General features: G+C 68.4%; 23 protein-coding genes. 17 read left to right on the top strand and 6 right to left on the bottom strand.

The genetic code is table 11. The features are described 5' to 3' along the window. The first annotated feature begins 233 nt into the window (after window positions 1-233). The 15 genes from rpsB (at window position 234) to gloA (ending at window position 14,398) form a co-directional block, all read left to right on the top strand. Window positions 234-1,016 (top strand): 30S ribosomal protein S2, encoded by a 783-nt coding sequence (gene rpsB, locus J2850_RS06275; RefSeq protein ID WP_209979905.1) that lies wholly within the window; start codon window positions 234-236, stop codon window positions 1,014-1,016. A 133-nt stretch (window positions 1,017-1,149) separates the two neighbouring features. Further along, complete coding sequence (gene tsf, locus J2850_RS06270; RefSeq protein ID WP_209979903.1) at window positions 1,150-2,082, top strand: translation elongation factor Ts; 933 nt, start codon at window positions 1,150-1,152, stop codon at window positions 2,080-2,082. A gap of 58 nt (window positions 2,083-2,140) precedes the next feature. Further along, complete coding sequence (gene pyrH / locus J2850_RS06265; protein WP_209979901.1) at window positions 2,141-2,896, top strand: UMP kinase; 756 nt, start codon at window positions 2,141-2,143, stop codon at window positions 2,894-2,896. A 40-nt stretch (window positions 2,897-2,936) separates the two neighbouring features. Continuing rightward, on the top strand, window positions 2,937-3,458 hold the full coding sequence (gene frr / locus J2850_RS06260) for a ribosome recycling factor (RefSeq protein ID WP_211113819.1): 522 nt from the start codon (window positions 2,937-2,939) through the stop codon (window positions 3,456-3,458). 6 nt (window positions 3,459-3,464) lie between these two features. Continuing rightward, complete coding sequence (locus tag J2850_RS06255; protein WP_209979896.1) at window positions 3,465-4,205, top strand: isoprenyl transferase; 741 nt, start codon at window positions 3,465-3,467, stop codon at window positions 4,203-4,205. Next, window positions 4,147-5,043, top strand: coding sequence for a phosphatidate cytidylyltransferase (locus J2850_RS06250; protein WP_209979895.1), 897 nt, complete (start codon window positions 4,147-4,149; stop codon window positions 5,041-5,043). Before J2850_RS06255 ends, J2850_RS06250 begins: the two co-directional genes overlap by 59 nt. Continuing rightward, window positions 5,034-6,239 (top strand): 1-deoxy-D-xylulose-5-phosphate reductoisomerase, encoded by a 1,206-nt coding sequence (locus J2850_RS06245; RefSeq protein ID WP_209979893.1) that lies wholly within the window; start codon window positions 5,034-5,036, stop codon window positions 6,237-6,239. Before J2850_RS06250 ends, J2850_RS06245 begins: the two co-directional genes overlap by 10 nt. A gap of 36 nt (window positions 6,240-6,275) precedes the next feature. Continuing rightward, window positions 6,276-7,409, top strand: a complete 1,134-nt coding sequence (rseP, locus tag J2850_RS06240) for an RIP metalloprotease RseP (RefSeq protein ID WP_209979891.1) — start codon at window positions 6,276-6,278, stop codon at window positions 7,407-7,409. Window positions 7,410-7,437: 28 nt separating this feature from the next. Continuing rightward, complete coding sequence (gene bamA / locus J2850_RS06235; protein WP_246512842.1) at window positions 7,438-9,777, top strand: outer membrane protein assembly factor BamA; 2,340 nt, start codon at window positions 7,438-7,440, stop codon at window positions 9,775-9,777. 1 nt (window position 9,778) lies between these two features. Then, entirely contained in the window at window positions 9,779-10,435 is a 657-nt protein-coding gene (locus tag J2850_RS06230) for an OmpH/Skp family outer membrane protein (RefSeq protein ID WP_209979888.1), read from the top strand. 206 nt (window positions 10,436-10,641) lie between these two features. After that, on the top strand, window positions 10,642-11,121 hold the full coding sequence (fabZ, locus tag J2850_RS06225) for a 3-hydroxyacyl-ACP dehydratase FabZ (protein WP_209979887.1): 480 nt from the start codon (window positions 10,642-10,644) through the stop codon (window positions 11,119-11,121). After that, window positions 11,118-11,912: an acyl-ACP--UDP-N-acetylglucosamine O-acyltransferase gene (gene lpxA / locus J2850_RS06220; protein ID WP_209979883.1), complete on the top strand. Its 795-nt coding sequence runs from the start codon at window positions 11,118-11,120 to the stop codon at window positions 11,910-11,912. The genes fabZ and lpxA overlap by 4 nt, the downstream gene beginning before the upstream one ends. Window positions 11,913-11,915: 3 nt before the next feature. Continuing rightward, window positions 11,916-12,767, top strand: a complete 852-nt coding sequence (locus J2850_RS06215; RefSeq protein ID WP_209979881.1) for an LpxI family protein — start codon at window positions 11,916-11,918, stop codon at window positions 12,765-12,767. Next, window positions 12,764-13,969: a lipid-A-disaccharide synthase gene (gene lpxB, locus J2850_RS06210; protein ID WP_209979878.1), complete on the top strand. Its 1,206-nt coding sequence runs from the start codon at window positions 12,764-12,766 to the stop codon at window positions 13,967-13,969. Before J2850_RS06215 ends, lpxB begins: the two co-directional genes overlap by 4 nt. Before the next feature lie 33 nt (window positions 13,970-14,002). Continuing rightward, window positions 14,003-14,398, top strand: coding sequence for a lactoylglutathione lyase (gene gloA / locus J2850_RS06205; protein ID WP_209979876.1), 396 nt, complete (start codon window positions 14,003-14,005; stop codon window positions 14,396-14,398). Between the two features lie 60 nt (window positions 14,399-14,458). Here gloA and ftrA read toward each other — a convergent pair whose 3' ends face one another. Further along, window positions 14,459-15,442: a transcriptional regulator FtrA gene (ftrA, locus tag J2850_RS06200; RefSeq protein WP_209980227.1), complete on the bottom strand. Its 984-nt coding sequence runs from the start codon at window positions 15,440-15,442 to the stop codon at window positions 14,459-14,461. A gap of 95 nt (window positions 15,443-15,537) precedes the next feature. Between ftrA and J2850_RS06195 the strand changes: the two genes are divergently transcribed. Beyond that, on the top strand, window positions 15,538-15,987 hold the full coding sequence (locus J2850_RS06195) for a rhodanese-like domain-containing protein (protein WP_209979874.1): 450 nt from the start codon (window positions 15,538-15,540) through the stop codon (window positions 15,985-15,987). On the opposite strand, the gene J2850_RS06190 is transcribed toward J2850_RS06195, so the two are convergent. From J2850_RS06190 to gltX, 3 genes are all read right to left on the bottom strand, one after another. Next, the gene (locus J2850_RS06190; protein ID WP_209979872.1) at window positions 15,980-16,156 is read right to left on the bottom strand and encodes a hypothetical protein; all 177 of its coding nucleotides are present in this window, start codon (window positions 16,154-16,156) and stop codon (window positions 15,980-15,982) included. The genes J2850_RS06195 and J2850_RS06190 overlap by 8 nt on opposite strands. Window positions 16,157-16,178: 22 nt before the next feature. Next, complete coding sequence (gltA, locus tag J2850_RS06185; protein ID WP_209979870.1) at window positions 16,179-17,492, bottom strand: citrate synthase; 1,314 nt, start codon at window positions 17,490-17,492, stop codon at window positions 16,179-16,181. A 100-nt stretch (window positions 17,493-17,592) separates the two neighbouring features. Then, complete coding sequence (gene gltX, locus J2850_RS06180) at window positions 17,593-18,999, bottom strand: glutamate--tRNA ligase (RefSeq protein WP_209979868.1); 1,407 nt, start codon at window positions 18,997-18,999, stop codon at window positions 17,593-17,595. Window positions 19,000-19,164: 165 nt separating this feature from the next. Here gltX and J2850_RS06175 point away from each other — a divergent pair, with 165 nt between their 5' ends. Next, complete coding sequence (locus J2850_RS06175) at window positions 19,165-21,390, top strand: ComEC/Rec2 family competence protein (protein ID WP_209979866.1); 2,226 nt, start codon at window positions 19,165-19,167, stop codon at window positions 21,388-21,390. Between the two features lie 182 nt (window positions 21,391-21,572). Here the strand turns inward: J2850_RS06175 and lexA are convergent, their stop codons facing one another. Continuing rightward, entirely contained in the window at window positions 21,573-22,304 is a 732-nt protein-coding gene (gene lexA, locus J2850_RS06170; RefSeq protein WP_209979864.1) for a transcriptional repressor LexA, read from the bottom strand. Between the two features lie 121 nt (window positions 22,305-22,425). Next, window positions 22,426-23,655, bottom strand: a complete 1,230-nt coding sequence (locus J2850_RS06165; protein ID WP_209979862.1) for a molybdopterin molybdotransferase MoeA — start codon at window positions 23,653-23,655, stop codon at window positions 22,426-22,428. Window positions 23,656-23,659 lie beyond the last annotated feature (4 nt).

Below are 23,659 nucleotides of genomic sequence, written 5' to 3'. Positions count from 1 at the left end.
ACGGCCTTCTTTCCGGGGCGAAGAAAAGGCCATGCGGGGCACGTCCCGCATGGCCTTTTTTCTTGTCAACATACGCCGGCGGGTCTATGTAAGCGCCGTCGTCAAAACCTCACGCGGGCTGGCGGACCCTCGGCTTTACCCCGATGGCCCGATCCGGTGTCTGTAGCCATGGACATCCATGCGCGTCGGACAACGCCCGCGGCGGAGCAACCGGAAAAAGGGATTTTTTCCACATGACCATGCCCACCTTCACCATGCGCCAGCTCCTCGAGGCCGGTGTCCACTTCGGTCACCACACCCGCCGCTGGAACCCGAAGATGAACCAGTACATCTTCGGCGTGCGCAACGGCGTGCACATCATCGACCTCGAGCAGACCGTCCCGATGCTGCACCGCGCCCTGCAGGCCGTGCGCGACGTCGTCGCCGGCGGCGGCCGCGTCCTGTTCGTCGGCACCAAGCGCCAAGCCCAGGAGCGCATCGCCGAGGCTGCCGCCAAGTGCGGCCAGTACTACGTGAACCACCGCTGGCTCGGCGGCATGCTGACCAACTGGAAGACGATCTCCCAGTCGATCAAGCGCCTGCGCGAGATGGAAGAGCGCCTGTCCGGCGACACCTCGGGCCTGACCAAGCGCGAAATCCTCGAGCTGACCCGCGAGCGCGACAAGCTGGAGCGCGCGCTGGGCGGCATCAAGGAGATGGGCGGCCTGCCGGACGTCATCTTCATCATCGACACCAACAAGGAGTCGATCGCGGTCAAGGAAGCCAACAAGCTCGGCATCCCGGTCGTCGCGATCCTCGACAGCAACTCCGATCCGGACGGCGTCGCCTTCCCGATCCCCGGCAATGACGACGCGCTGCGCGCCATCGAGACCTACTGCGACCTCGCGGTCGGTGCCGTGCTCGACGGCCTGCAGGCCGAGATGAGCGCCGCCGGCATCGACGTCGGCGCCGGCGAGGAAGCCCCCGCCGAGCAGCTGCCCGAGGAAGAGGGCGCCGAGACCGCCGCCCAGGCCTGACCCTGACGGTTGAAGGGCAGCCGGGCCTTATGACCTATGGCCCGGCTGCCTTTTTTATGGGTTGCCACTTGTTTTGACTTTGTGACTCAATCCGATCCGCCTGCCGGATCGCTTGGAAGGAAGAGGGCGCAACATGGCCGAGATTACCGCCTCGCTCGTCAAGGAACTGCGCGAGAAGACCGGCGCGGGCATGATGGACTGCAAGAAGGCGCTGAACGAGACGCAGGGCGACCTTGAGGGCGCCGTCGACTGGCTGCGCAAGAAGGGCCTCGCCGCCGCCGCCAAGAAGTCGGGCCGCGTCGCCGCCGAGGGCCTGGTCGCCGTCGCCACCGCCGGCACCAAGGGCGCCGTCGTCGAGGTGAACGCCGAGACCGATTTCGTCGCCCGCAACGACAAGTTCCAGGCGTTCGCCGCCAAGGCTGCCGAACTGGCCCTTTCGACCGGCGGCGACGTGGAGGCCCTGAAGGCCGCCACCTACCCGGGCACCTCGCACACCGCCCAGGACGAGCTGACCAGCCTGATCGCCACGGTCGGCGAGAACATGAACCTGCGCCGCAGCGTCGCCCTGTCGGTCTCGGCCGGCGTGGTCGTCAGCTACGTCCACTCGGCCATCGCGCCGGGCCTGGGCAAGATCGGCGTGCTGGTCGCCCTGGAGTCGACCGGCGACACCGCCAAGCTGGCCGACCTCGGCAAGCAGATCGCCATGCACATCGCCGCCGCCCGCCCGGACGCGCTGGACATCGCCGATGTCGACAGCTCGGCCCTGGAGCGTGAGCGCAGCGTGCTGGCCGAGCAGGCCCGCGCGTCGGGCAAGCCGGAGAACATCATCGAGAAGATGGTCGAAGGCCGCGTCCGCAAGTACTACGAGGAAGTCTGCCTGCTCGAGCAGACCTACGTGATCGACGGCGAGACCAAGGTCCGCAAGGTGGTGGAGAACGCCGCCAAGGACATCGGCGCGCCGGTCAAGGTCACCGCCTTCACCCGCTTCGCGCTGGGCGAGGGCATCGAGAAGGCCCAGTCGGACTTCGCCGCCGAAGTCGCCGCTGCCGCCGGCGGCCAGGGCTGAGGACCAGGGCCGCTCCGGCCTTCGACGCATTCTGAAACAGCAAGGGAGCGTTCCCCCCATGGTCGAGACCACCGGGACCACGGCGCCGACCGAGGGCACTCGCTACAAGCGCGTCCTCCTCAAGGTGTCGGGCGAAGCGCTGATGGGTCAGCGCGATTACGGCCTCGACCCCGAGATGGTCAACCGCGTCGCCAGCGAGGTGAAGGCGGTCATCGGCCTCGGTGTCCAGGTCTGCCTGGTCATCGGCGGGGGGAACATCTTCCGCGGCGTGAAGGGTGCGGCGAGCGGCATGGAGCGTGCCTCCGCCGACTATATCGGCATGCTCGCCACCGTGATGAACGCGCTCTCGATGCAGAGCGCGCTCGAACGGATGGGCGTCAGCACCCGCGTGCAGTCGGCCATTCCCATGTCAACGGTCTGCGAGCCCTACATCCGGCGCCGCGCCGTCCGCCACATGGAAAAGGGCCGGGTGGTGATCTTCGCCGCCGGCACCGGCAACCCCTTCTTCACCACCGACACCGCTGCGGCGCTGCGCGCGTCCGAGATGGGCTGCGACGGCCTGTTGAAGGGGACGCAGGTGGACGGCGTCTATACCGCCGACCCGAAGAAGGATCCGACGGCCGAGCATTACGAACGCCTCACCTACATGGATGTCCTGACCAAGGAACTGCAGGTGATGGACGCCTCGGCGATCGCGCTGTCGCGCGAGAACCATATTCCCATCCTCGTCTTCTCGATCCACACGCCCGGCGCCTTCGCCGAAGTGATGCAGGGCCGTGGCAAGCACACCATCATAACGGAAGAAAGGGAGTAGGCCCGTGGCTGCGCCCGACCTATCGGATCTGAAGCGCCGCATGGAAGGCGCGCTCGAATCGTTTCGCAAGGAACTGGGCGGTCTGCGCACCGGCCGCGCCTCCTCCAATCTGCTGGAGCCGGTGATGGTCGAGGCCTATGGCAGCCGCATGCACCTGCGCGAGGTCGCGACGGTGTCGGTTCCCGAGCCGCGCCTGATCTCCGTGCAGGTCTGGGACCGCGGAATGACCAAGGCGGTGGAGAAGGCCATTCGCGACAGCGGCCTTGGCCTGAACCCGCAGGCCGAGGGTCAGGTGATCCGCGTGCCGCTGCCCGACCTGACGCAGGAGCGCCGCGCCGAACTGGCGAAGGTCGCCCACAAATACGCCGAGCAGGCCCGCGTCGCCGTGCGCAACATCCGCCGCGACGGGATGGACGGCCTGAAGAAGGCGGAGAAGGCCAGCGAGATCACCCAGGACGAGCACAAGGTCCAGGCCGACAAGGTGCAGGTCCTGACCGACCAGCACATCAAGCTGGTCGACGACTCGCTTGCGCAAAAAGAAAAGGAAATCATGCAGGTCTGACCCGGAATGCGCGACGCGGACGACAACCGGTCCAACACGGCCCCTGCCCATGTCGCCATCATCATGGATGGCAACGGGCGATGGGCCAAGGCGCGCGGCCTGCCGCGCACCGCCGGGCACAAGAAGGGCGTGGACGCCGTCCGCCGCACCGTGGAAGCGGCGCGCGAACTGGGCATCGGCACTCTGACCATCTTCAGCTTCTCCTCCGAGAACTGGCGCCGGCCGGAGGAGGAGATCAGCGATCTCATGGGGCTGCTGCGCTTCTACCTGCGCAGCGAGGTGGCCGAACTGCACAAGGCGGGCATCCGCCTGCGCGTGATCGGCGACCGCACCCGGCTGTCCGAGGACATCAACCGCCTGATCGCCAATGCCGAGGAGCTTACCCGCGGCAACCGCGTGATGACGCTGGTGGTGGCCCTGAGCTACGGCTCGCGCCTGGAAATCGTGCAGGCGGCGCGCCGCTTGGCCGAGGAGGTGGCGGCGGGCCGCCTTTCGCCCGACGCCATCGACGAGCGGGCGCTGTCGGCGCGTCTCTACACCGCGGACATTCCCGACCCCGACCTGATCATCCGCACCAGCGGCGAGAAGCGGATCAGCAACTTCCTGCTGTGGCAGGCGGCGTATGCCGAGCTGGTCTTCGTGGACACCCTCTGGCCCGATTTCACCAAGCGCGACCTGGAGGCGGCGATTGAAGAGTTCCACCGACGGGAACGCCGCTTCGGCGCCACCACCGCCGGATCCCGCTGACCCCGGTCCCGCCGGGACGACGGCCGCCACGCCGCGGGCGTCGAAGGCCGGCGACCTGAAGGTCCGCGTGCTTTCGGCGCTGGTCATGGCGCCGGTGGTTCTCGGCGCCGTCTGGATTGGCGGCTGGATCTTCCACGCGCTGATCGCCTTCGGCGCCGTCGTCGCCGTTTCCGAATGGACCAGCATCGTCCCGAGCGCGCGGCGCCTGCCGGCGCGGCTGATGGCGACAGTCGGCATCCTGGTGGCGCTGATGGCGCAGATCGCCGCCGGACCCGCAGCGGCGATCGGTGTGGCGGCGGCCTTCGCCGTTCTGACCGGCATCGTCGGCGGCGGGACAGAGCGCGGGCTGCTCGGCTTCGGCGTGCTCTACGTGGCGGTCGGCCTGAGCGGGCTGATGTGGTTGCGCGACCTGCCCGGCAGCGGGCTGTCGCTGTTCCTGTACGTCCTGTTCACGATCTGGGCGACCGACATCGGCGCCTATGCGGCCGGCCGGAGCATTGGCGGCCCGAAGCTGGCGCCGCGCATCAGCCCGAAGAAGACATGGGCCGGCCTGATCGGCGGAATGGTGGGCGCCGCGCTGTTCGGCTGGGCCGTGGCGGTGCTGGCGGGTGCCGGCCGTCCCGATGTCGCGCTGCTGGTGGGGGCCGCCCTCGCCGTTGTGGGGCAAGCCGGCGATCTGTTCGAATCGGCGATCAAACGGCGCTATAACGTGAAGGACAGCGGCCAGCTCATTCCCGGGCATGGCGGCATCCTCGACCGCATCGACGGGCTTCTGGCCGCGGCCCCGGTGCTGGCCCTCTTCCACGCCGCGGCCGGATCGGTTCTCTCATGGTGGTGACGGCGGGTGCGGCGGGCGAACCGCGGAGCGTGACGATCCTCGGATCGACGGGATCGGTGGGCACCCAGACGGTCGATCTCGTCGCCCGCGATCCGGAACGTTTTCCCGTCGTCGCGCTGACGGCGAACCGGAACGTGGCGCTGCTGGCCGAACAGGCCCGGCGCCTGAGGGCGCGCCTGGCGGTGGTCGCCGATCCGTCCGTCTACGCCGAGCTGAAGGACCTGCTGTCCGGGACCGGGATCGAGGTCGCCGCCGGTGCGGAGGCGGTCGCCGCCGCCGCCGAGCAGCCGGCCGACTGGGTGATGGCTGCCATCGTCGGCGCCGCCGGGCTTGAGCCGACGCTTGCCGCCGTCCGCCGCGGCGCCATCGTCGCCTTCGCCAACAAGGAGGTGCTGGTCTGTGCCGGCGCCCTGATGATGGAGGAGGTGGCGGCGCACGGCGCCACGCTGCTGCCGGTCGACAGCGAGCATTCCGCCATCTACCAGGTCTTCGACTTCGACAGGATCGACAGCGTCGCGCGCCTGATCCTGACGGCGTCCGGCGGCCCCTTCCGTACGCGCGACCGCGCCTTCATGGCGGCGGCGACGCGGGAGCAGGCGGTCGCCCATCCCACCTGGGACATGGGCGCCAAGATCTCCGTCGACAGCGCCACCATGATGAACAAGGGGCTGGAGCTGATCGAGGCCCATTTCCTGTTCGCCATCCCGGAGGAGCGGATCGACGTCCTGGTCCATCCGCAGTCGGTGATCCACTCGCTGGTCGAATATGTCGACGGCTCGGTCCTGGCGCAGCTCGGCACGCCGGACATGCGGACGCCGATCGCCTACGCGCTCGGCTGGCCCGGGCGCATCGCCACGCCGGCCCAGCGCCTCGACCTGGCCAAGGCCGCCTCCCTCACCTTCGAGGCGCCGGATCCCGACCGTTTTCCGGCCCTGCGGCTCGCCCGCGCCGCCTTGCAAAGCGGGGGCGGCGCTCCTACTATTCTCAGTGCCGCCAACGAGGTGGCCGTTCAGGCGTTTCTCGACCGCCGGATCGGCTTTCTCGACATCGAACGGATCGTCGAGGAGACGTTGACGGCGTTGCCCCACCGCCCGCTGCGCGATCTCGCCGCCGTGCGGGAGGCCGATGCGGAGGCGAGGCGGAACGCCGCCGCCCGCGTCATGGCCGTCGGTGCGACGGCGGTTGGCAGCCGATGATCCGCGTTCGAGGCGCTGGAAGGCGCAAAGGGTAAAATGGACGTTATCGGCGGTTTCTGGACTTCGGTGCTGGCCTTCCTGCTGGTCCTCACCGTGCTGGTCTTCGTGCACGAGCTGGGGCACTACCTGGTGGCACGCCGCAACGGCGTGCGGATCGAGACCTTCTCGATCGGTTTCGGGCCGGAACTCTTCGGCTTCACCGACCGGGTGGGCACGCGCTGGAAGTTCAGCGCCTTGCCGCTGGGCGGCTATGTCAAGATGTTCGGCGATGCCGACCCGGCGAGCACGCCCGGTTCGCACCTGACCTCGATGACGGCGGAGGAGCGTGCCGTCTCCTTCCACCACAAGCGGGTGGGGCAGAGGGCGGCGATCGTCGCGGCCGGGCCGATCGCCAATTTCGTCTTCTCCATCGTCGTCCTCGCCCTGCTGTTCATGACCGCGGGCCAGTCCTTCACGCCTCCGGATGTCGGCGGGGTGCAGCCCGGAAGCGCCGCCGAGCGCGCCGGCATCCAGCCCGGCGACCTGATCCTGTCCGTCGACGGCGCGGCCATAGAGCGGTTCGAGGAGATCCGCCAGATCGTCTCGATCCGGCCGGGCGAGCCGCTGGCGGTCGAGCTGAAGCGCGACGGGCGGGTCATGACGGTGACGGCGACGCCGGAGTCGCAGTCGGTCACCGACCGACTCGGCAACAGCCACCAGATCGGCCTGCTGGGGATCAGCCGCGGCAGCGTCGGGATGAAGCGGCACGACCCGCTGACCGCCGTCTGGCAGGCGGGACGAGAGGTCGCAGGCATGGTCACCGGGACTTTCACCGCCCTGGGGCAGATGGTCCAGGGATCGCGCGGCACGGAGGAACTGGGTGGTCCGCTGCGCATCGCCCAGATGTCCGGCGAGGTGGCGCAATCCGGCTGGTATCCCTTGGTGTGGTTCATGACCTTCCTGTCGGTCAACCTGGGCATGATCAACCTTTTCCCGGTCCCCATGCTCGATGGCGGCCATCTGCTGTTCTACGGCATCGAAAAGCTGCTCGGCCGGCCGCTCGGAGCGAGAGCGCAAGAATACGGTTTCCGAATTGGGTTGGCCTTGGTATTAACGCTCATGGTCTTCGCCACGTGGAACGACCTTGTTCAACTGCGCGTGGTCGATTTCTTCCGGGGACTGGTCTCCTGACTCCAGCCCCTTGCCAGGGAGCGTGATTTTGCCGGTGTCGAGCAAAGTTCTGGTGGCGGGCCTGATGGCCGGCTGCGCCATGACGACCGTGTGTGTCGCCCACGCCCAAACTGCCGCGCCGGGGAGCGCCCCGGGCGCGGCTCCGGGGTCCGCCGTCACGCAGGTCTTCAGTGGCGGGACGGTGCGGGACATCAGGGTCGAAGGCACCCAGCGAATCGAGCCGTCCACGGTCCGCACCTACCTGGCGATCCAGCCCGGCGACCCCTTCGATCCGGATCGGATCGACCAGTCGCTGAAGACGCTGTTCAACACCGGGCTGTTCGCCGACGTCGTGCTGAAGCGCGAGGGCGACACGCTGGTGGTCAGCCTGGTGGAGAACCCGATCATCAACCGGATCGCGTTCGAAGGGAACCGGCGCATCGACAAGGAGACGCTGGAGAAGGAAATCCAGCTCCGTCCCCGCGTCGTCTACACCCGCACCCGCGTCCAGAACGACGTGCAGCGCATCCAGGACATCTACCGGCGCCAGGGCAGGTTCGCCGCGACGGTGGAACCGAAGATCATCCAGCTCGACCAGAACCGCGTCGATCTGGTGTTCGAGATCAACGAGGGTGTGCGCACCGGCGTGCGCGGCATCACCTTCATCGGCAATGAACATTTCTCCGACGGCACGCTGCGCGAGTCGATCCAGACCAAGGAATCGGCCTGGTGGCGCTTCCTGACCTCGGAGGACAACTACGATCCCGACCGCCTGAACTACGACCGCGACCTGCTGCGCCGCTTCTACCTGAAGGAAGGCTATGCGGATTTTCGCGTCGTGTCGGCGGTTGCCGAACTGACGCCAGACAAGGAAGACTTCTTCATCACCTTCACCATCGAGGAAGGCGAGCGCTACAAGTTCGGCAAGATCGACATCAAGACCACGCTGAAGCAGCTCGATCCGGTGGTGCTGCAGGACGCCGTCAACACCCATGAGGGCGACTGGTACGACGCGCAGGCGGTGGAGAACTCCATCACCAAGCTGTCCAACGCGGTCGGCGACCTGCAATATGCCTTCGTCGACGTGCGGCCGCAGATCGTCCGCAACCGCGAAACGCATACCATCGACATCACCTACGAGATCAACGAGGGGCCGCGCAGCTACGTCGACCGCATCGACATCACCGGCAACGTGCGCACGCTGGACAAGGTGGTCCGGCGCGAGATGCTGCTGTCGGAAGGCGATCCGTTCAACGCGTCCAAGCTCCGGCGCTCCGAGCAGCGGATCAAGGATCTCGGCTTCTTCGAGCGCGTGAACATCACGACCGCGGAAAGCAGCGCTCCCGACCGCACCATCGTCAACGTCGACGTCGCCGAGCAGTCGACCGGCGAAATCTCGATCGGCGCCGGCTTCTCGACCTCCGACGGTCCGTTGGGCGACTTCTCGATCCGCGAGCGCAACCTGCTCGGCCGCGGCCAGGACCTGCGGCTGGGGGCGACCATCTCCGGGTCTCGCCAGCTCTACGATCTTTCGTTCACCGAGCCGTACTTCCTCGACCGCGACCTGTCGGCCGGTGTGGACATCTTCCGCACCCGCTACGACTATCAGGACGAGAGCTCGTTCAACGAGAAGAACACGGGCATGGCCCTGCGCCTGGGCTACCCGCTGACCGAGAACCTGCGCCAGCGCGTCTATTACCAGATCCAGGACACGCAGATCGAAGAGGTGCCGAGCACCGCGTCGCGCTACATCCAGGAGCAGCGCGGCCAGCGCCTGACCTCGCTGGTCGGCCAGGAGCTGACCTATGACCGGCGCAACAGCAAGCTGACGCCGACCGAGGGGTATTTCATCCGGCTGACCAACGACGTCGCCGGCCTGGGCGGCTCGGTCCGCTTCCTGCGCAACAAGCTGGCCGGTGGCTACTATGTGCCGCTCGGATCCGACGACTGGGTGCTGAGCACCACGGGTGAAGTCGGCTACATCATCGGCATCGGCCAGAAGGTGGCGCTCGGCGATCGCTTCTTCGTCGGCGGCGACACCCTGCGCGGCTTCGAGACCGCGGGTATCGGCCCGCGCGATACCTCCACTGGCGATGCGCTGGGCGGCACCCGCTATGCCCGCGCGTCGGTCGAGATGAGCTTCCCCTTCGGCCTGCCGGAGGAGTTCGGCCTGCTCGGCCATGCCTTCACCGACGTCGGTACGCTCGGCAAGTCGGGCATCCACGATCCGATCGTGAAGGAAGAGGAATCCATCCGCGTGTCGATCGGCACCGGCGTGTCGTGGAAGTCGCCGTTCGGGCCGATCCGGCTGGACGTCGCCCTGCCCATCCGCAGGGAAGACTACGACAAGAAAGAGCTTATCCGCTTCAGCTTCGGAACCAGGTTCTAAGATGCAATCCACCCTGTTGAAGGCGTCGTTCCACGGCGCCGCCCTGTCGGCCGCGATCACCGCGGGTCTCCTTTTCGCCGCTCCGTCGGCGCAGGCGCAGACCGCGCCCAAGGCGGAGGCTCCGAAGGCGGATGCGCCGAAGCCCGACGCGGCCAAGCCGGCCGCCGGGCCGGGTGCGGATCTGAAGGCGCCGGTGATCGCGGTCATCGACGTCCAGAAGATCATGCAGGAATCCAACGCGTCGAAGGGCATCACCAAGTCCTTCGAGACGCTGCGCGATTCCTACCAGAAGGAAATCTCCGCGCTGGAGGACAAGCTTCGCAAGAACGAGGACGAGCTGCGCAAGCAGCAGACCGTGCTCTCGCCGGAAGCCCTGGCCTCCAAGCGGCGCGACTTCGAGAAGCAGGTTTCCGAGGTTCAGAAGACCGTCCAGACCCGCAAGCGCGCTCTGGAAACCGCGCTGAACGAGGCGATGGCCGTGGTCCACAAGACGATGGTCGAGGTCGTCGCGGACATTTCGCGGGAGCGCGGCGCCAATCTGGTGTTGGCGCGCCAGCAGTTCGTCCTGGTCGATACCCAGCTCGACGTCACCGATACGGTGCTGGAGCGCGTGAACAAGAAGCTGCCGCAGGTGGCGCTGAACGTTCCCAAGCAGTAACGGCCGCCTGACAGGGCCGCCACGGTTCCGGGCCAGCCCGGAACCGTGGCGGCCCTGTTCCATTCCGGGATGGGGACGGTTGCGGCGGTTGCGGTCGCCGCCGAAATGGGGCAAGAAGTCGGGACGAACAACAAGACGCTGGCGCACTTCAAAGGGGCGGCGGCGCGGAACCCAATCGGTTGTGTGGAAAGGCGGGCGGCCGGGCAATGGACGTGACGGCGGACAACAGCGCACCTAAGAAGATCGACGACCTCGACATCACGCGGATCATGCAGATGATTCCGCACCGCTACCCGATCCTGATGATCGACCGGGTGACGGACGTGACGCTGGGCGAAAGCGCCGTGGGCGTGAAGAACGTCTCGATCAACGAGCCCTTCTTCCAGGGCCACTTCCCGTCGCGTCCGGTCATGCCGGGCGTGCTGATCATCGAAGCGATGGCCCAGACCTCCGCGGTTCTGGTTGTGGCGACGCTGGGGCCGGAAGCGGAAGGCAAGCTGGTCTATTTCATGACCGTCGACGAGGCGCGCTTCCGCCGTCCGGTCACGCCGGGCGACACCATCCACATCCATGTCACCAAGCAGCGCCAGCGTGCCAACGTGTGGAAGTTCAAGGGCGAGGCGAAGGTCAACGGGGTCCTCGTTGCCGAAGCCGTCTATGCTGCCATGATCCTGGACGAAAAATGAGCGTCACCATCCATCCGTCCGCCGTCGTCGATCCCGCCGCCAAACTGGGGGAAGGGGTCTCCATCGGTCCATTCTGCGCCGTCGGTCCCGACGTGGCGCTGGGCGACGGCGTTCGGCTGGTGTCTCATGTGGCGGTCGACGGCCGGACCACCATCGGTGCCGGCACCGTCATCTACCCGTTCGCTTCCATCGGCCACCGCCCGCAGGACCTGAAGTACCACGGCGAACCGTCTGAACTGGTCATCGGCGCGCGCAACCAGATCCGCGAGCACGTGACGATGAATCCCGGCACCGAGGGCGGCGGGATGATCACCCGCGTCGGCGACGACGGGCTGTTCATGATGGGATCGCACGTCGCGCATGATTGCATCGTCGGCGATCATGTCATCATGGCCAACAACGCGACGCTGGGCGGCCATGTGACGCTCGGCGACTATGTCATCATCGGCGGCCTGTCGGCGGTCCGGCAGTTCGTCCGCATCGGCTCGCACGCGATGATCGGCGGCATGTCGGGCGTCGAGAACGACGTGATCCCCTTCGGTCTGGTGATGGGCGACCGGGCGCGGCTGGCCGGCCTGAACCTTGTCGGGCTGGAACGGCGCGGCTTCAAGAAGGACGACATCAACGCCCTGCGCGGCGCCTACCGGATGCTGTTCGGCACCGAGGGTACCTTTGCCGAGCGCGTGGAGGAGGTCGGCCGCGACCTTGGCGACCGCGCATTGATCTCCGATGTGCTCGACTTCATCCGGGCCAAGGAGTCGCGCTCGCTCTGCCAGCCGCGCGACGCCTGACCGATGCGGCCGACGGCCGAGCCCAGGACCGACGCTGGGGCGAAGCTGGCGATCCTGGCGGGCGGCGGCACGCTGCCGGCCCGCATCGCCGCCGCCGTCCGCGGCCAGGGGCGCGAGGTGTTCATCGTCGCCTTCGACGGCCACACGGACCCCGAAACAGTTTCGGGCCTTCCTCATCTCTGGAGCCGGTTCGGCGCGGCCGGCACCATCCTGCGCCGCCTTCATGACGAAGGGGTGGGCGAGGTCGTGTTCGCCGGCCCCGTCAGGCGGCCGTCCTTCACCGAGCTGATGCCGGACTGGCGGACCGCCCGGTTCCTCGCCCGCGTCGGTACGCGGGCGCTCGGCGACGACGGGCTCCTGCGCGCGGTGGTGCGGGAGGTGGAGGAGGACGGATTCCGCGTCGTCGGGCTCCACGACCTGCTGAAGGATTTGCTGACCGCGCCGGGCCTCGTCGGGCGCCATTCCCCCGATGCCGACGCCGAGCGCGACATCGCGCGCGGCGTCGAGGTGGCGCGGGCGCTCGGCGCGCTCGACGTCGGCCAGGGGGCGGTGGTCCAGCAGGGCATCGTGCTGGCGGTCGAGGCGGTCGAAGGCACCGATGCGATGCTCGACCGGTGCGGCTCCCTGCGCCGCCCCGGCCCCGGCGGGGTGCTGGTCAAGGTGAAGAAGCCGAAGCAGGACCGCCGCATCGACCTCCCGACAATGGGGCTCACGACGGTGGAAAGGGCCGCCGCCGCCGGGCTGCGGGGGATTGCCATCGAGGCGGGCGGCAGCCTGCTGGTCGACCGGGCCGCAGTCGCCGAGGCGGCGGACCGCCTGGGGCTGTTCGTGCTCGGGATCGAGAGCTCCTCATGACCGGCGGACCCGATGAGGGCGTTCCGACGCTGTTCCTGATCGCCGGCGAACCGTCCGGCGATGCCCTGGGCGCCCGCCTGATGGCGGCGACCAGGCGGCTCACCGGCGGCCGGGTCCGGTTCGCCGGCATCGGCGGCGAGAGGATGGTGGCGGAAGGGCTGGAAAGCCTCTTCCCGATGGCGGAGCTGACGCTGTTCGGCATCTTCGAGCTTCTGCCGCATCTGCCGAACCTGATCCGCCGCATCGACCAGACCGTGACGGAGATCGCCCGCAGCCGGCCATCGGCCGTCGTCGGCATCGACTCGCCGGGATTCACGGTGCGGGTGGCCAGGAAGGTCCGGGCCGTCTCGCCGGACATTCCGCTGATCCACTATGTGGCACCGACGGTCTGGGCCTGGAAGCCGAAGCGGGCGGCGAAATACGCCGCGATCTACGACCATCTGCTGGCGGTGCTGCCGTTCGAGCCGCCCTATTTCGAAAAGGAAGGGCTCGCCTGCAGCTTCGTCGGCCATTCGGTCGTCGAAAGCGGAGCGGGGCGTGGCGACGGAGGGCGCTTCCGCGACCGTCATGGCCTGGCGCAGACCGACCGCATCATCGCCGTGCTTCCGGGAAGCCGGAAGGGCGAGGTCTCGCGCCTGCTGCCCGACTTCGGAGCAACCCTCGGCCTGCTGCGGCAGGATCACGGCAATCTCGTCGCGGTGGTGCCGACGGTGGCAACGGTGCGCGACAGGGTCGCCGCCGCCATCGCCGACTGGCCGGTCCGCAGCATCCTGGTGGAAGGCGACGCGGCGAAATACGATGCGTTCGCCGCCGCGGAGGTCGCGCTCGCGGCATCCGGGACGGTCGCGCTCGAACTGGCGCTCGCCTGCCTGCCGTCGGTGATCGCCTATCGGCTCAATCCCGTCACCGTCGCCCTTTACCGGCGCCTGATCCGCGTTAAATACGTCAACCTCGTCAACCTGATGCTGGATCGCATGCTGGTGCCGGAACTGCTGCAGCAGGATTGCCGGCCCGACAGGCTCGCCGCGGAACTCCGGCGCCTGCTCGACGATCCGGCGGCGCGGCAAGCGCAGGTGGACGGCGTGGCCGAGGTCGCGCGGTGGCTGGGGCAGGGGGACACGCCGCCCAGCGAGCGCGCGGCCGCGGCGATCCTGGATGTCGTTGCCCGGCACCGAAGGCAGAGCCCGGCACAGGCCGGCTGATACCCAAACACCGAAAGCGGGAGAACAGAAACCATGAGCGAATTTCGCCTGCTGCACACGATGCTGCGCGTCCTCGACCTGGAAAAGTCGCTGGATTTCTACACGCGGCTGCTCGGCATGAAGCTGTTGCGCCGCAACGACTATGAAGGCGGCCGCTTCACGCTCGCCTTCGTCGGCTATGGCGACGAATCGGATACGGCGGTCCTGGAACTCACCCACAACTGGGACCAGAAGGAGCCGTACGAGATCGGCACGGGATATGGCCACATCGCGCTCGGCGTCCCCGACATCTACGCGACCTGCGAGACGCTGGCGGCCGAGGGGGTCAAGATCCCGCGTCCGCCCGGCCCGATGAAGCACGGCACCACGGTCATCGCATTCATCGAGGACCCGGACGGCTACAAGGTTGAGTTGATCGAGAAGAAGTGACCGCCGCACCCTGCGGCGATCGGGAAGGAAGGCGCGGCCGGGAACGGCCGCGCCTTCCTGCTATGGTGCCGATCCCAGCGCCGGTGCGCGCTGGAAGCGCGCCCGGTAGGCTGCCGGGCTGACGCCGACCCGGCGCCGGAAATGGTGTCGCAGCGTCGCCGCCGAACCGAAGCCGCAAAGCGCCGCCACGTCCTCCATGGCGAGGCCGCTGGTTTCCAGCAGGTCGCGGGCACGGTTCAGGCGTTCGCCCAGCAACCATTCGCCGGGGGTGGTTCCGGTCAATGCCTGGAAGCGCCTCATGAAGGTGCGGAGGCTCATTCCGGCCCTGTGCGCCATGGCCGCCAGTGAGTGCTCCTCCGCCAGCGTTTCTCGCAGATGGTCGAGCAGGGGTCCGAGCCGCGCCCCTTCCCGTGCCTCCGGCACCGGCGTGTCGATGTACTGCGGCTGGCCACCCTCGCGGTGGGGCTGCACGACCAAGCGGCGCGCGACGCTGTTCGCGGCTTCCGGGCCGAAGTCACGCCGTATCAGGTGAAGGCAGAGGTCGATCCCGGCCGCACTTCCGGCGGATGTCAGGATGTTGCCCTCATCGACATAGAGCACATCCGGAACCAGCCGGATGTCGGGATAGAGGTCGCGCAGCGTCTCGGCATGGCGCCAGTGTGTCGTCGCCCGGCGGCCGTTCAGCAGCCCGGCTGCCGCCAGCACGAAGGCGCCTGAGCAGATCGACAGGATGCGGGCGCCGCGACCCGCCGCCCGCCGCAGGGCCGCGGTGAGGCGGTCCGGCACCGGCTCCCGGGTGCCGCGCCAGCCGGGGATGACGATGGTGTCGGCGTCGTCGAGCAGGTCCAGCCCGCCGTCGGCCTCGATCCGGATGCCGCCGACCGCCCGCAACGGACCGGCATCCAGCGCCGCCACCGCGAAGCGGTACCAGCCGGGGCCGAGTTCGGGGCGTGGCAGGCCGAACACCTCGACCGCGATGCCGAATTCGAAGGTGCAAAGGCCGTCGTAGGCGACGGCGACGGCCAGTGGCGGGTGGTTTGGCATGATCTGCACGATAGCTGGCGGCCGTGGCGCTTTCCAGCCGGCAACCACGTCGGCAGGATCAAGGCATATGGTCACCTCATGGAGAGCATCACGCCATGTCCACGCTGGTCAGCGAAGTTCCCGCCGCCTCCGCTGCGGATGCCGCCGCATATTTCGCCCGCCGTCTGTCGCTGGAGACCGACTGCTGGGACGTTCAGGACACGCTGAAATCGGAATGCGCCGATTTCGTGCTGCTGGATGTGCGCGGGCCGGCCGCGTACGCGCGCGGGCATGTGCCGGAAGCGGTGAACCTGCCCCACGGCAAGATAACCGAGCGCAGGATGGCGGAATGGCCGGACGGCACGCTGTTCGTGGTCTATTGCGCCGGGCCCCATTGCAACGGAGCGGACCGGGCGGCGTTGCGACTGGCGCGGATGGGGCGGCCGGTCAAGCTGATGATCGGTGGGGTGACCGGGTGGCTCGACGAAGGATTCGCCCTTATCGCCGAGGCGCCGACCGATGGCGCGGGCAGGGTGCCTGTCGAGGATGTGGCCGGTATCAGATGAACACGATCCCGGCGATCAGCGCCAGGATCAGCAGGTAGACGACGAGGCGGCGGACCCGCCAGCCAAGCGGCGCCCTGTTGTCGTTGGCCGGCGGGCGCAGCCGTACCACCCGCCGCGCCGGAACGATGTACGCAGTCGGGTCCTGGGCGGCTCCGTTGGAGCCGCCCATTCCCATGTGTGCTGTGGGCCGGTTAGCCACGCTCGGCCAGCGGCACGAACGGCCGCTTGGTCTGGCCGGTGTAGAGCTGGCGCGGACGGCCGATCTTCTGCACCGGGTCCTCGATCATCTCCTTCCACTGGCTGATCCAGCCGACGGTGCGGGCCAGCGCGAACAGCACGGTGAACATGCTGGTCGGGAAGCCCATCGCCTTCAGGATGATGCCCGAGTAGAAATCGACGTTCGGATAGAGCTTCTTCTCGATGAAGTACTCGTCCGACAGGGCGATCTTCTCCAGCTCCATGGCGATGTCGAGCAGCGGCTCGTCCTTGATGCCGAGCTCGGACAGGACCTCGTGGCAGGTCTGCCGCATCACCTGGGCGCGCGGGTCGTAGTTCTTGTAGACCCGGTGGCCGAAGCCCATCAGGCGGAAGTTGTCGTTCTTGTCCTTGGCGCGGCGGACGAACTCGGGGATGCGATCGACCGAGCCGATCTCCTCAAGCATCTTCAGCACGGCCTCGTTGGCGCCGCCGTGGGCCGGCCCCCACAGCGAGGCGATGCCGGCCGCGATGCAGGCGAACGGGTTCGCCCCGGACGAACCCGCAAGGCGGACGGTCGAGGTCGAGGCGTTCTGCTCGTGATCGGCGTGCAGGATGAAGATCTTGTCCATCGCCTTGGACAGGACCGGGTTGACCTTGAACGGCTCGCAGGGCGTGCCGAAGGTCATGTAGAGGAAGTTCTCCGCGTAGGACAGGTCGTTGCGCGGATACATGAACGGCTGGCCCATCGAATACTTGTAGGCCATCGCGGCGATCGTCGGCATCTTGGCGATCAGACGGTGCGCGGCGATCTTGCGCGCAACCGCGTCGTTGATGTCCAGCGAGTCGTGATAGAAGGCCGACAGGGCGCCGACGACGCCGCACATGATCGCCATCGGGTGGGCGTCACGGCGGAAGCCGCTGTAGAACTTGGTGAGCTGCTCGTGCACCATCGAGTGGCGGCGCAGGATATTCTCGAACTCCGTGCGCTCGGCTTCGGTCGGCAGATGGTTGTTCAGAAGCAGGAAGCAGACTTCCGGGAAGGTCGAATGCTCGGCCAGATCGTCGATGGCATAGCCGCGGTGCAGCAGGACGCCTTCGTCGCCGTCGATGTAGGTGATCTGCGATTCGCAGCTACCGGTGGAGGTGAAGCCCGGATCGTAGGTGAAGTGGCCGGTCTCGGCATAGAGCTTGCGGATGTCGATCACGCTCGGCCCGACGCTGCCGTGCAGGACCGGCATCGTGACCTGCTTGCCCGTTTTGTTGTCGATGAGGGTTACGGTATCCTTGCCGTCCTCAGTCTGGGTCATCTCGGCACGTCCTTATCGTTGAGGGTCGGGGCTTGGCGCCCTTTTTTCGTCGCGCAGCATAGTTCCATGCCTGCCTGATGGCAACGCACGGAAATGACCACTATGCTGCACCCGCTGCATCGCGGATGCGAGAAAGCGTCGCTTGGCGACCCAACAGTTCCGCCACTTCGAAGATCGGCGGCGACACGGTGGAACCGGTGAGCGCGGCGCGCAGCGGCTGGGCGGCCTTGCCCAGCTTCTCGCCGCGGGATTCGGCGAAGCTGCGGACACGGGCCTCCAACGCGGCGGCCGTGAAGTCAGCCTCCGCCGCGAACATCGTCTCCAGTTCCTTCAACAGCCCGCGGCCTTTTTCATCCAGCAGAGCGGCGGCTTTTTCATCATAGGCGAGCGGCTGGGGGGCGACGTAGAAACGCGCGCTCTGCGCGAGGTCGACCACGGTGCGCGCGCGCTGCTTCAGGCCGTTCATGGCACGGGTCAGCAGGTCGAGATCCGCCGCCGACAGGCTGCGGCCGAACTCGGCTTCGAGCCGCGGTGCGACCAGCCCGACCAAGCGAGCGTCTTCGGCCTGGCGCATGTAATGGGCGTTCAGGTTCTCGAGCTTGGCGAAATCGAAGCGCGAGGCGGAACGGCCGATGCTTTCCAGGTTGAACCACTCGACCGCCTGTTCGGTCGAGATGATCTCGTCGTCGCCGTGCGACCAGCCGAGGCGCAGGAGGTAGTTCCGAACGGCCTCCGGCAGGTATCCCATGTCGCGGTAGGCGTCGACGCCCAGCGCGCCGTGGCGCTTGGACAGCTTGGCGCCGTCAGGCCCATGGATCAGCGGGATATGGCCGAAGCGCGGCAGGTCCCAGCCCATGGCGTTGAAGATCTGGATCTGGCGGAAGGTGTTGGTCAGGTGGTCGTCGCCACGGATGACATGGGTCACGCCCATGTCGTGGTCGTCCACCACGACCGCCAGCAGGTAGGTCGGCGTGCCGTCGGCGCGCAACAGGATCAGGTCGTCGAGCTGGGCGTTCTGGACGGTCACCTCGCCCTGGACGAGATCGTTCAGGACCGTCTGGCCTTCCTGCGGCGCCTTGAGCCGGATCACCGGAGCCACGCCCGGAGGGGCGTCGGAGTCCGGACGGTCGCGCCAGCGGCCGTCATAGCGCATCGGCTGGCCGGCCGCCTTCTGGGCGGCGCGCATCTCCTCCAGTTCCTCCGGGCTGCAGTAGCAGCGATAGGCCCGGCCGGCGGCCAGCATCTGGTTCGCCACTTCGGCATGACGGTCCTTGCGCCCGAACTGGCTAACCGCCTCGCCGTCCCAGTCGAGGCCAAGCCACGACAGACCGTCCAGGATGGCGTCGACGGCGGCGTCGGTGGAGCGTTGCCGGTCGGTGTCTTCGATCCGCAGCAGGAACTTGCCGCCCATGTGACGGGCGTACAGCCAGTTGAACAGGGCGGTACGGCCGCCACCGATATGGAGAAATCCGGTCGGCGACGGAGCGAAGCGGGTGACGACGGTCATCGGTCTCTCAATTTTTCGGTTCGGCGCTGGTAGGATGCGCCGGGAAGTCACACCCTGATTTAACACAGCCACCCGGTTCGGAGGCAATGCGATGCATGCATGGAAGATGGTTGGGCGGCTGGACGGCCGGCATGGTGGCCGGACGGTCGTCGGAATCCGTTACCGGTGACGGCAGCGGGCTGGCCGGAGGAGGAGAGCGACGGCCCGCCTGCGACCGGCGGCGCCTTGTCCCGCACGGCCGGGCGCGTGGGCAGGCGACTCGCGGCGCTGGCCGAGGCGGAGGGGGACCGGTGGGTGCTGTGGCTGCCGGTGGCATTCGGCAGCGGCGTCGCGCTCTATTTCGCCCTGCGGCAGGAGCCGCCCTGGTGGCCGGGAGTGGCGGCCGTCGCCCTCTGCGTCGCCGCGGCGCTGATCGTCCGCCGGTGGCCGGCGGCGGTGGCCGTGGCGACCGCGCTGGCGATGGCGGCGTCGGGCTTCGTCGTGGCCCAGGGGCAGGCGGCCCGTGTTGCCGCCCCGGTGCTGGAACGGACGATCGCCGGCGCGATGGTCACCGGCCGGGTGACCGCGGTCGAGCGGCGCCCGGGGGCGGTGCGGCTGACCTTGCGCGATCCGGTGATCAGCCGGCTGGCGCCGGAGCGCACGCCGCTGCTCCTGCGCATCCGCCTGTCCGACCGTCATCCGGCGCCGCCGGCCGGCGCGGTGGTCCGCGTCCGCGCCACGCTGTCGCCGCCGCAGGCTCCGACCGAACCGGGAGCCTTCGATTTCCAGCGCCGCGCTTGGTTCATGGGGCTGGGAGGCGTCGGCTTCGCCACCGGCGCCGCGGAGGTGGTCGACGCGCCGTCGGTGAGCGGTTGGAGCGGCCTGTCGGTGTGGTTCGAGCGGGCGCGCGCGGCGATCGCCGCGCGGGTGGCGGCCAGCATTTCCGACCCTGTGGAGGCCACCGTCACCACCGCGCTGCTGAACGGCGAGCAGTTCGGGATCCCGGAAGCGACGCTCGATGCCTTCCGCAACAGCGGCCTCGCCCATCTGCTGTCGATCTCCGGCCTGCATGTCGGCATCGCGGCCGGCATCCTGTTCTATGTCCTGCGTGCGCTGCTGGCGGCGATTCCGGGCATCGCGCTCCGCTGGCCGATCAAGAAGATCGCCGCCCTGTTCGGCATCCTGTCGGCCCTGGCCTACACGTTGCTGGTGGGGGCGCCGCTGCCGACCGTCCGGTCGGTCCTGATGACCGGGCTGGTGATGGGCGCCATCATGCTGGACCGCGATCCGTTGAGCATGCGGCTGGTCGCCTTCGCCGGTCTCGCCACGATCGCCATGGATCCGGAGGGAATGCTGGGTCCCAGCTTCCAGATGTCCTTCGCCGCGGTGACGGCGCTGATCGCCGCCTTCGAGGGGCCGCATGCACGGCTTGCCGCATGGCGGCGGGATGCGGGATGGGTGCTGCGTGGGCTGATCTATGTCGGCGGGATCCTGCTGACCAGCGTCGTCGCGACACTGGCGACCCTGCCGTTCTCGCTGTTCCACTTCCAGCAGATCGCATTCTACGGCGTGCTGTCGAACCTGATCGCCATTCCCATCACGTCCTTCTGGGTCATGCCGTGGAGCCTGATCGCCTACGCCTCGATGCCCTTCGGCCTTGAGGCGCCCGCCCTGGTCGCCATGAACTGGGGCGACCGCGCGGTCATCTGGACCGCCGGCTTCTTCGCCGGATTGCCCTGGGCGTCCCTGACGATCCCGGCCATGCCGGCGGCGGGGTTCGCCGCGGTGGTGGCGGGAGGAATATGGCTGTGTCTCTGGACCCGGCGCTGGCGTTGGCTGGGGCTGGTGCCGGTTCTGGCCGGCTTGGCCTCGCCGGCGCTGGTCGGCCGGCCGGACCTGCTGGTGTCCGGTGACGGGGCGGTGATCGCGGTCCGCACCGGGGACGGCCGTTTGAGCGCGTCGTCGAAGGGCGGGCGGACCGTGGAAAGCTGGCGCGAGCGCGATGGCGAGCGCACGGCAGCGACTCCATGGCCGGCGGCCGGCGGATGGAGCTCAGGCGATGGCGGCCCGTCGCTTGCGTGCGATGCCGTTGGTTGCCTCTACCGGTCGAAGGGGAAGGCGATCGCCCTGCCGCGCTTGCCCGACGCGCTCGACGAGGATTGCGGAGCGGCGGATGCGGTGGTGACGGCCGGGGTGGCGCGCGGATGCAGAGCCGGACTCTTGATCGACCGTTGGACGCTGAGGCAGGAGGGAGCCCATACGCTCACCTTCGATGCCGACGGCGGAATGCGGGTGGAGACGGTGCGGGAGTGGCGGGGCGATCGCCCCTGGACCGGAGTTGGGACCGGAGTTGGGACCGGCATTGGGGCCGGCGGGGCCGGCAGTCGGATCGACAGGAAAGAGGGGCGGTGACGGAGGGTCGGCAGCGCGATCGTCCGCCTCTGCGGTCGCCCACCCCTTGTGCAGCAGCGGCCATGCGGGACGGGGACCTGTCGGCAACCGTCGACGTGCTTGTGAAGGGCCCGGCCTCGGCGCCCGTCCGGCCGCCGCTCCCCCGTGGCGAGGGGAGGGCAGGCGCGGAAGGCGTGCGGCCGTCAGTACTTGCGCACCAGTCCGACCAGCTTGCCCTGCACCCGGACCCGGTCGGCACCGAAGATGCGGGTTTCATAGGCGGCGTTCGCCGGCTCCAGCGCGACGGTGTTGCCCTTGCGGCGCAGGCGCTTGAGCGTCACCTCGCCCTCATCGACCAGGGCGACGACGATCGCGCCGTTGTCGGCGGAATCGCAGCGCTGGATGATGACGGTGTCATGGTCGAGGATGCCGGCTTCGATCATCGAGTCACCGGATACCTCCAGCGCGTAATGATCGCCACCGGTGAGCATCGAAACCGGGATGTCGACGAAGGCGCTGTTGTCGCGCAGCGCCTCGATCGGCGTGCCGGCGGCGATCCGCCCGTAGAGGGGAAGCTGGATCGTCTCGTTCGCCGCCGTGCTTCCCGACGGGACAGCCGCTGGCGGCGCGGCTTCGCGACCGGCGAAGGCGAAATCGCCCTTGATGACGCTGGGCTGGAACTTCGGCTTCGGCGCGGTGCGCGGCCGGCCGGCCTCCAGCCCCTCCGGCAGGCGCAGCACCTCCAGCGCCCGGGCGCGATGGGGCAGGCGGCGGATGAAGCCACGCTCTTCGAGCCCGGTGATGAGACGGTGGATGCCTGACTTCGACTTCAAGCCCAGGGCGTCCTTCATCTCGTCGAACGACGGCGAGACGCCGCCCTGGCCGAGCCGTTCGTGGATGAACAGCAGCAGCTCGTGCTGCTTGCGCGTGAGCATGGATGCCTCCCGGCCGTCGCCAGACTGAAGATGGAACAAATACAAAACGTTGCTCCATGTTCTAGTTTGGTTCCGCCAGCGCGTCAAGCCCCCGCCATGTTTTTCCACCAAAGGATATGACCTAAAGGCAAGGAGCGCCTTCGTTGAGCGTCAACACCGTCACCATCGCACCGGCTGCCTCGGCGACTGCATGCGGCGACCGCGGGATCAGGCAATCGGCTTTGGCGTAGAGCGACGTTATGGCGCTGTCCTGGCGTGCGAATGGCGTCACCACCGGCATGCCATCCGCACCGACCGACAGGGTGGCGCGCAGGTAGTCTTCGCGGTGGTCGTTGGCGCGCAAGGGTTCGGTGAGACGCGCGCGCACGGCCGGCAGCCCCTCGTCGGCAGGCAGGCCCTGGAGCAGGCGGAGGATCGGGCGCAGGAAGAGCAGCGCGGTGACGCCGGTCGAAACCGGATTGCCTGGCAAGCCGAGCAGCGGCACCGTCCCGGCGCGGCCGAACATCAGCGCCTTGCCGGGGCGCATGGCGACCGCCTGGACGTCGAGCGTGACGCCGCGATCCGCCAGCACGTCGCGCACCAAGTCGTAATCGCCATGAGCGGCTCCGCCGGTGGTGACCAGAAGGTCGCAGCCGACGGCGCCCGCAGCCATGGCGGCGACACTGTCGGCGGTGTCCTTGGCGATGCCGAGATTGTGGGCCATGCCGCCCTGGGTGGCGACAAGTGCACACAGCCCGAGCGCGTTGGTGCTGACGATCTGGCTCGGGCCGAGCGGATCGCCGGGCAGGGCGATCTCGTCGCCGGTGGCCAGGATGGCGATGCGCGGGCGGCGGTGCACCGAGAGCCAGGGGACATTGCCGCCGGCAGCGAGCGCGATATCGCGGGCGGTGAGGCGTCGCCCTTTCGGCAGCAGCTCCTGACCGGCAGCGAAGTCGAAACCGGCCTGGCGGATGAAGCGGCCGGCGACCACAGCGCGGCCGACACGGACACTGGCGTCGTCGGCGCTGCAGTCCTCCTGCATCACCACGGCGTCGGCCCCGTCGGGCACGGGAGCCCCGGTGAAGATGCGCACCGCCTCGCCGCGGCCGACGGAGCCGGGGAAGGCATGTCCGGCGGCGGATTCGCCGATCCGGCGCAGCAGGACCGGAGCGTCGACGGTGGCGGCGGCGATGTCGCCGGCCCGCACCGCCCAGCCATCCATGGCCGCCGCATCGAAGGGAGGCTGGGTCAGGCGGGCCGACACCGGTTCCGCCAGGACGCGGCCCAGCCCGTCCGGCAGCGCGACCGTTTCCGCAGGAAGCGGGGAAAAGGCGGCCAGGATTCGGGCGCGGGCCTCGGCGACGGAGATCATGGGG

Origin of the sequence: Azospirillum picis (assembly GCF_017876115.1) — a bacterium.
In the GTDB taxonomy this organism is placed as follows: domain Bacteria; phylum Pseudomonadota; class Alphaproteobacteria; order Azospirillales; family Azospirillaceae; genus Azospirillum; species Azospirillum picis.
The sequence above is the reverse complement of the archived record's forward strand: the minus strand, read 5'-3'. Positions and strand labels throughout refer to the sequence as shown.

What these genes read in the sequence shown, in the direction of transcription:
- rpsB (WP_209979905.1), top strand. Translation starts at nt 234, where the DNA reads ATGACCATGCCCACCTTCACCATGCGCCAGCTCCTCGAGGCCGGTGTC.
- tsf (WP_209979903.1), top strand. Translation starts at nt 1,150, where the DNA reads ATGGCCGAGATTACCGCCTCGCTCGTCAAGGAACTGCGCGAGAAGACC.
- pyrH (WP_209979901.1), top strand. Translation starts at nt 2,141, where the DNA reads ATGGTCGAGACCACCGGGACCACGGCGCCGACCGAGGGCACTCGCTAC.
- frr (WP_211113819.1), top strand. Translation starts at nt 2,937, where the DNA reads ATGGAAGGCGCGCTCGAATCGTTTCGCAAGGAACTGGGCGGTCTGCGC.
- J2850_RS06255 (WP_209979896.1), top strand. Translation starts at nt 3,465, where the DNA reads ATGCGCGACGCGGACGACAACCGGTCCAACACGGCCCCTGCCCATGTC.
- J2850_RS06245 (WP_209979893.1), top strand. Translation starts at nt 5,034, where the DNA reads ATGGTGGTGACGGCGGGTGCGGCGGGCGAACCGCGGAGCGTGACGATC.
- rseP (WP_209979891.1), top strand. Translation starts at nt 6,276, where the DNA reads ATGGACGTTATCGGCGGTTTCTGGACTTCGGTGCTGGCCTTCCTGCTG.
- J2850_RS06230 (WP_209979888.1), top strand. Translation starts at nt 9,779, where the DNA reads ATGCAATCCACCCTGTTGAAGGCGTCGTTCCACGGCGCCGCCCTGTCG.
- fabZ (WP_209979887.1), top strand. Translation starts at nt 10,642, where the DNA reads ATGGACGTGACGGCGGACAACAGCGCACCTAAGAAGATCGACGACCTC.
- lpxA (WP_209979883.1), top strand. Translation starts at nt 11,118, where the DNA reads ATGAGCGTCACCATCCATCCGTCCGCCGTCGTCGATCCCGCCGCCAAA.
- J2850_RS06215 (WP_209979881.1), top strand. Translation starts at nt 11,916, where the DNA reads ATGCGGCCGACGGCCGAGCCCAGGACCGACGCTGGGGCGAAGCTGGCG.
- lpxB (WP_209979878.1), top strand. Translation starts at nt 12,764, where the DNA reads ATGACCGGCGGACCCGATGAGGGCGTTCCGACGCTGTTCCTGATCGCC.
- gloA (WP_209979876.1), top strand. Translation starts at nt 14,003, where the DNA reads ATGAGCGAATTTCGCCTGCTGCACACGATGCTGCGCGTCCTCGACCTG.
- ftrA (WP_209980227.1), bottom strand. Translation starts at nt 15,442, where the DNA reads ATGCCAAACCACCCGCCACTGGCCGTCGCCGTCGCCTACGACGGCCTT.
- J2850_RS06195 (WP_209979874.1), top strand. Translation starts at nt 15,538, where the DNA reads ATGTCCACGCTGGTCAGCGAAGTTCCCGCCGCCTCCGCTGCGGATGCC.
- J2850_RS06190 (WP_209979872.1), bottom strand. Translation starts at nt 16,156, where the DNA reads ATGGGCGGCTCCAACGGAGCCGCCCAGGACCCGACTGCGTACATCGTT.
- gltA (WP_209979870.1), bottom strand. Translation starts at nt 17,492, where the DNA reads ATGACCCAGACTGAGGACGGCAAGGATACCGTAACCCTCATCGACAAC.
- gltX (WP_209979868.1), bottom strand. Translation starts at nt 18,999, where the DNA reads ATGACCGTCGTCACCCGCTTCGCTCCGTCGCCGACCGGATTTCTCCAT.
- lexA (WP_209979864.1), bottom strand. Translation starts at nt 22,304, where the DNA reads ATGCTCACGCGCAAGCAGCACGAGCTGCTGCTGTTCATCCACGAACGG.
- J2850_RS06165 (WP_209979862.1), bottom strand. Translation starts at nt 23,655, where the DNA reads ATGATCTCCGTCGCCGAGGCCCGCGCCCGAATCCTGGCCGCCTTTTCC.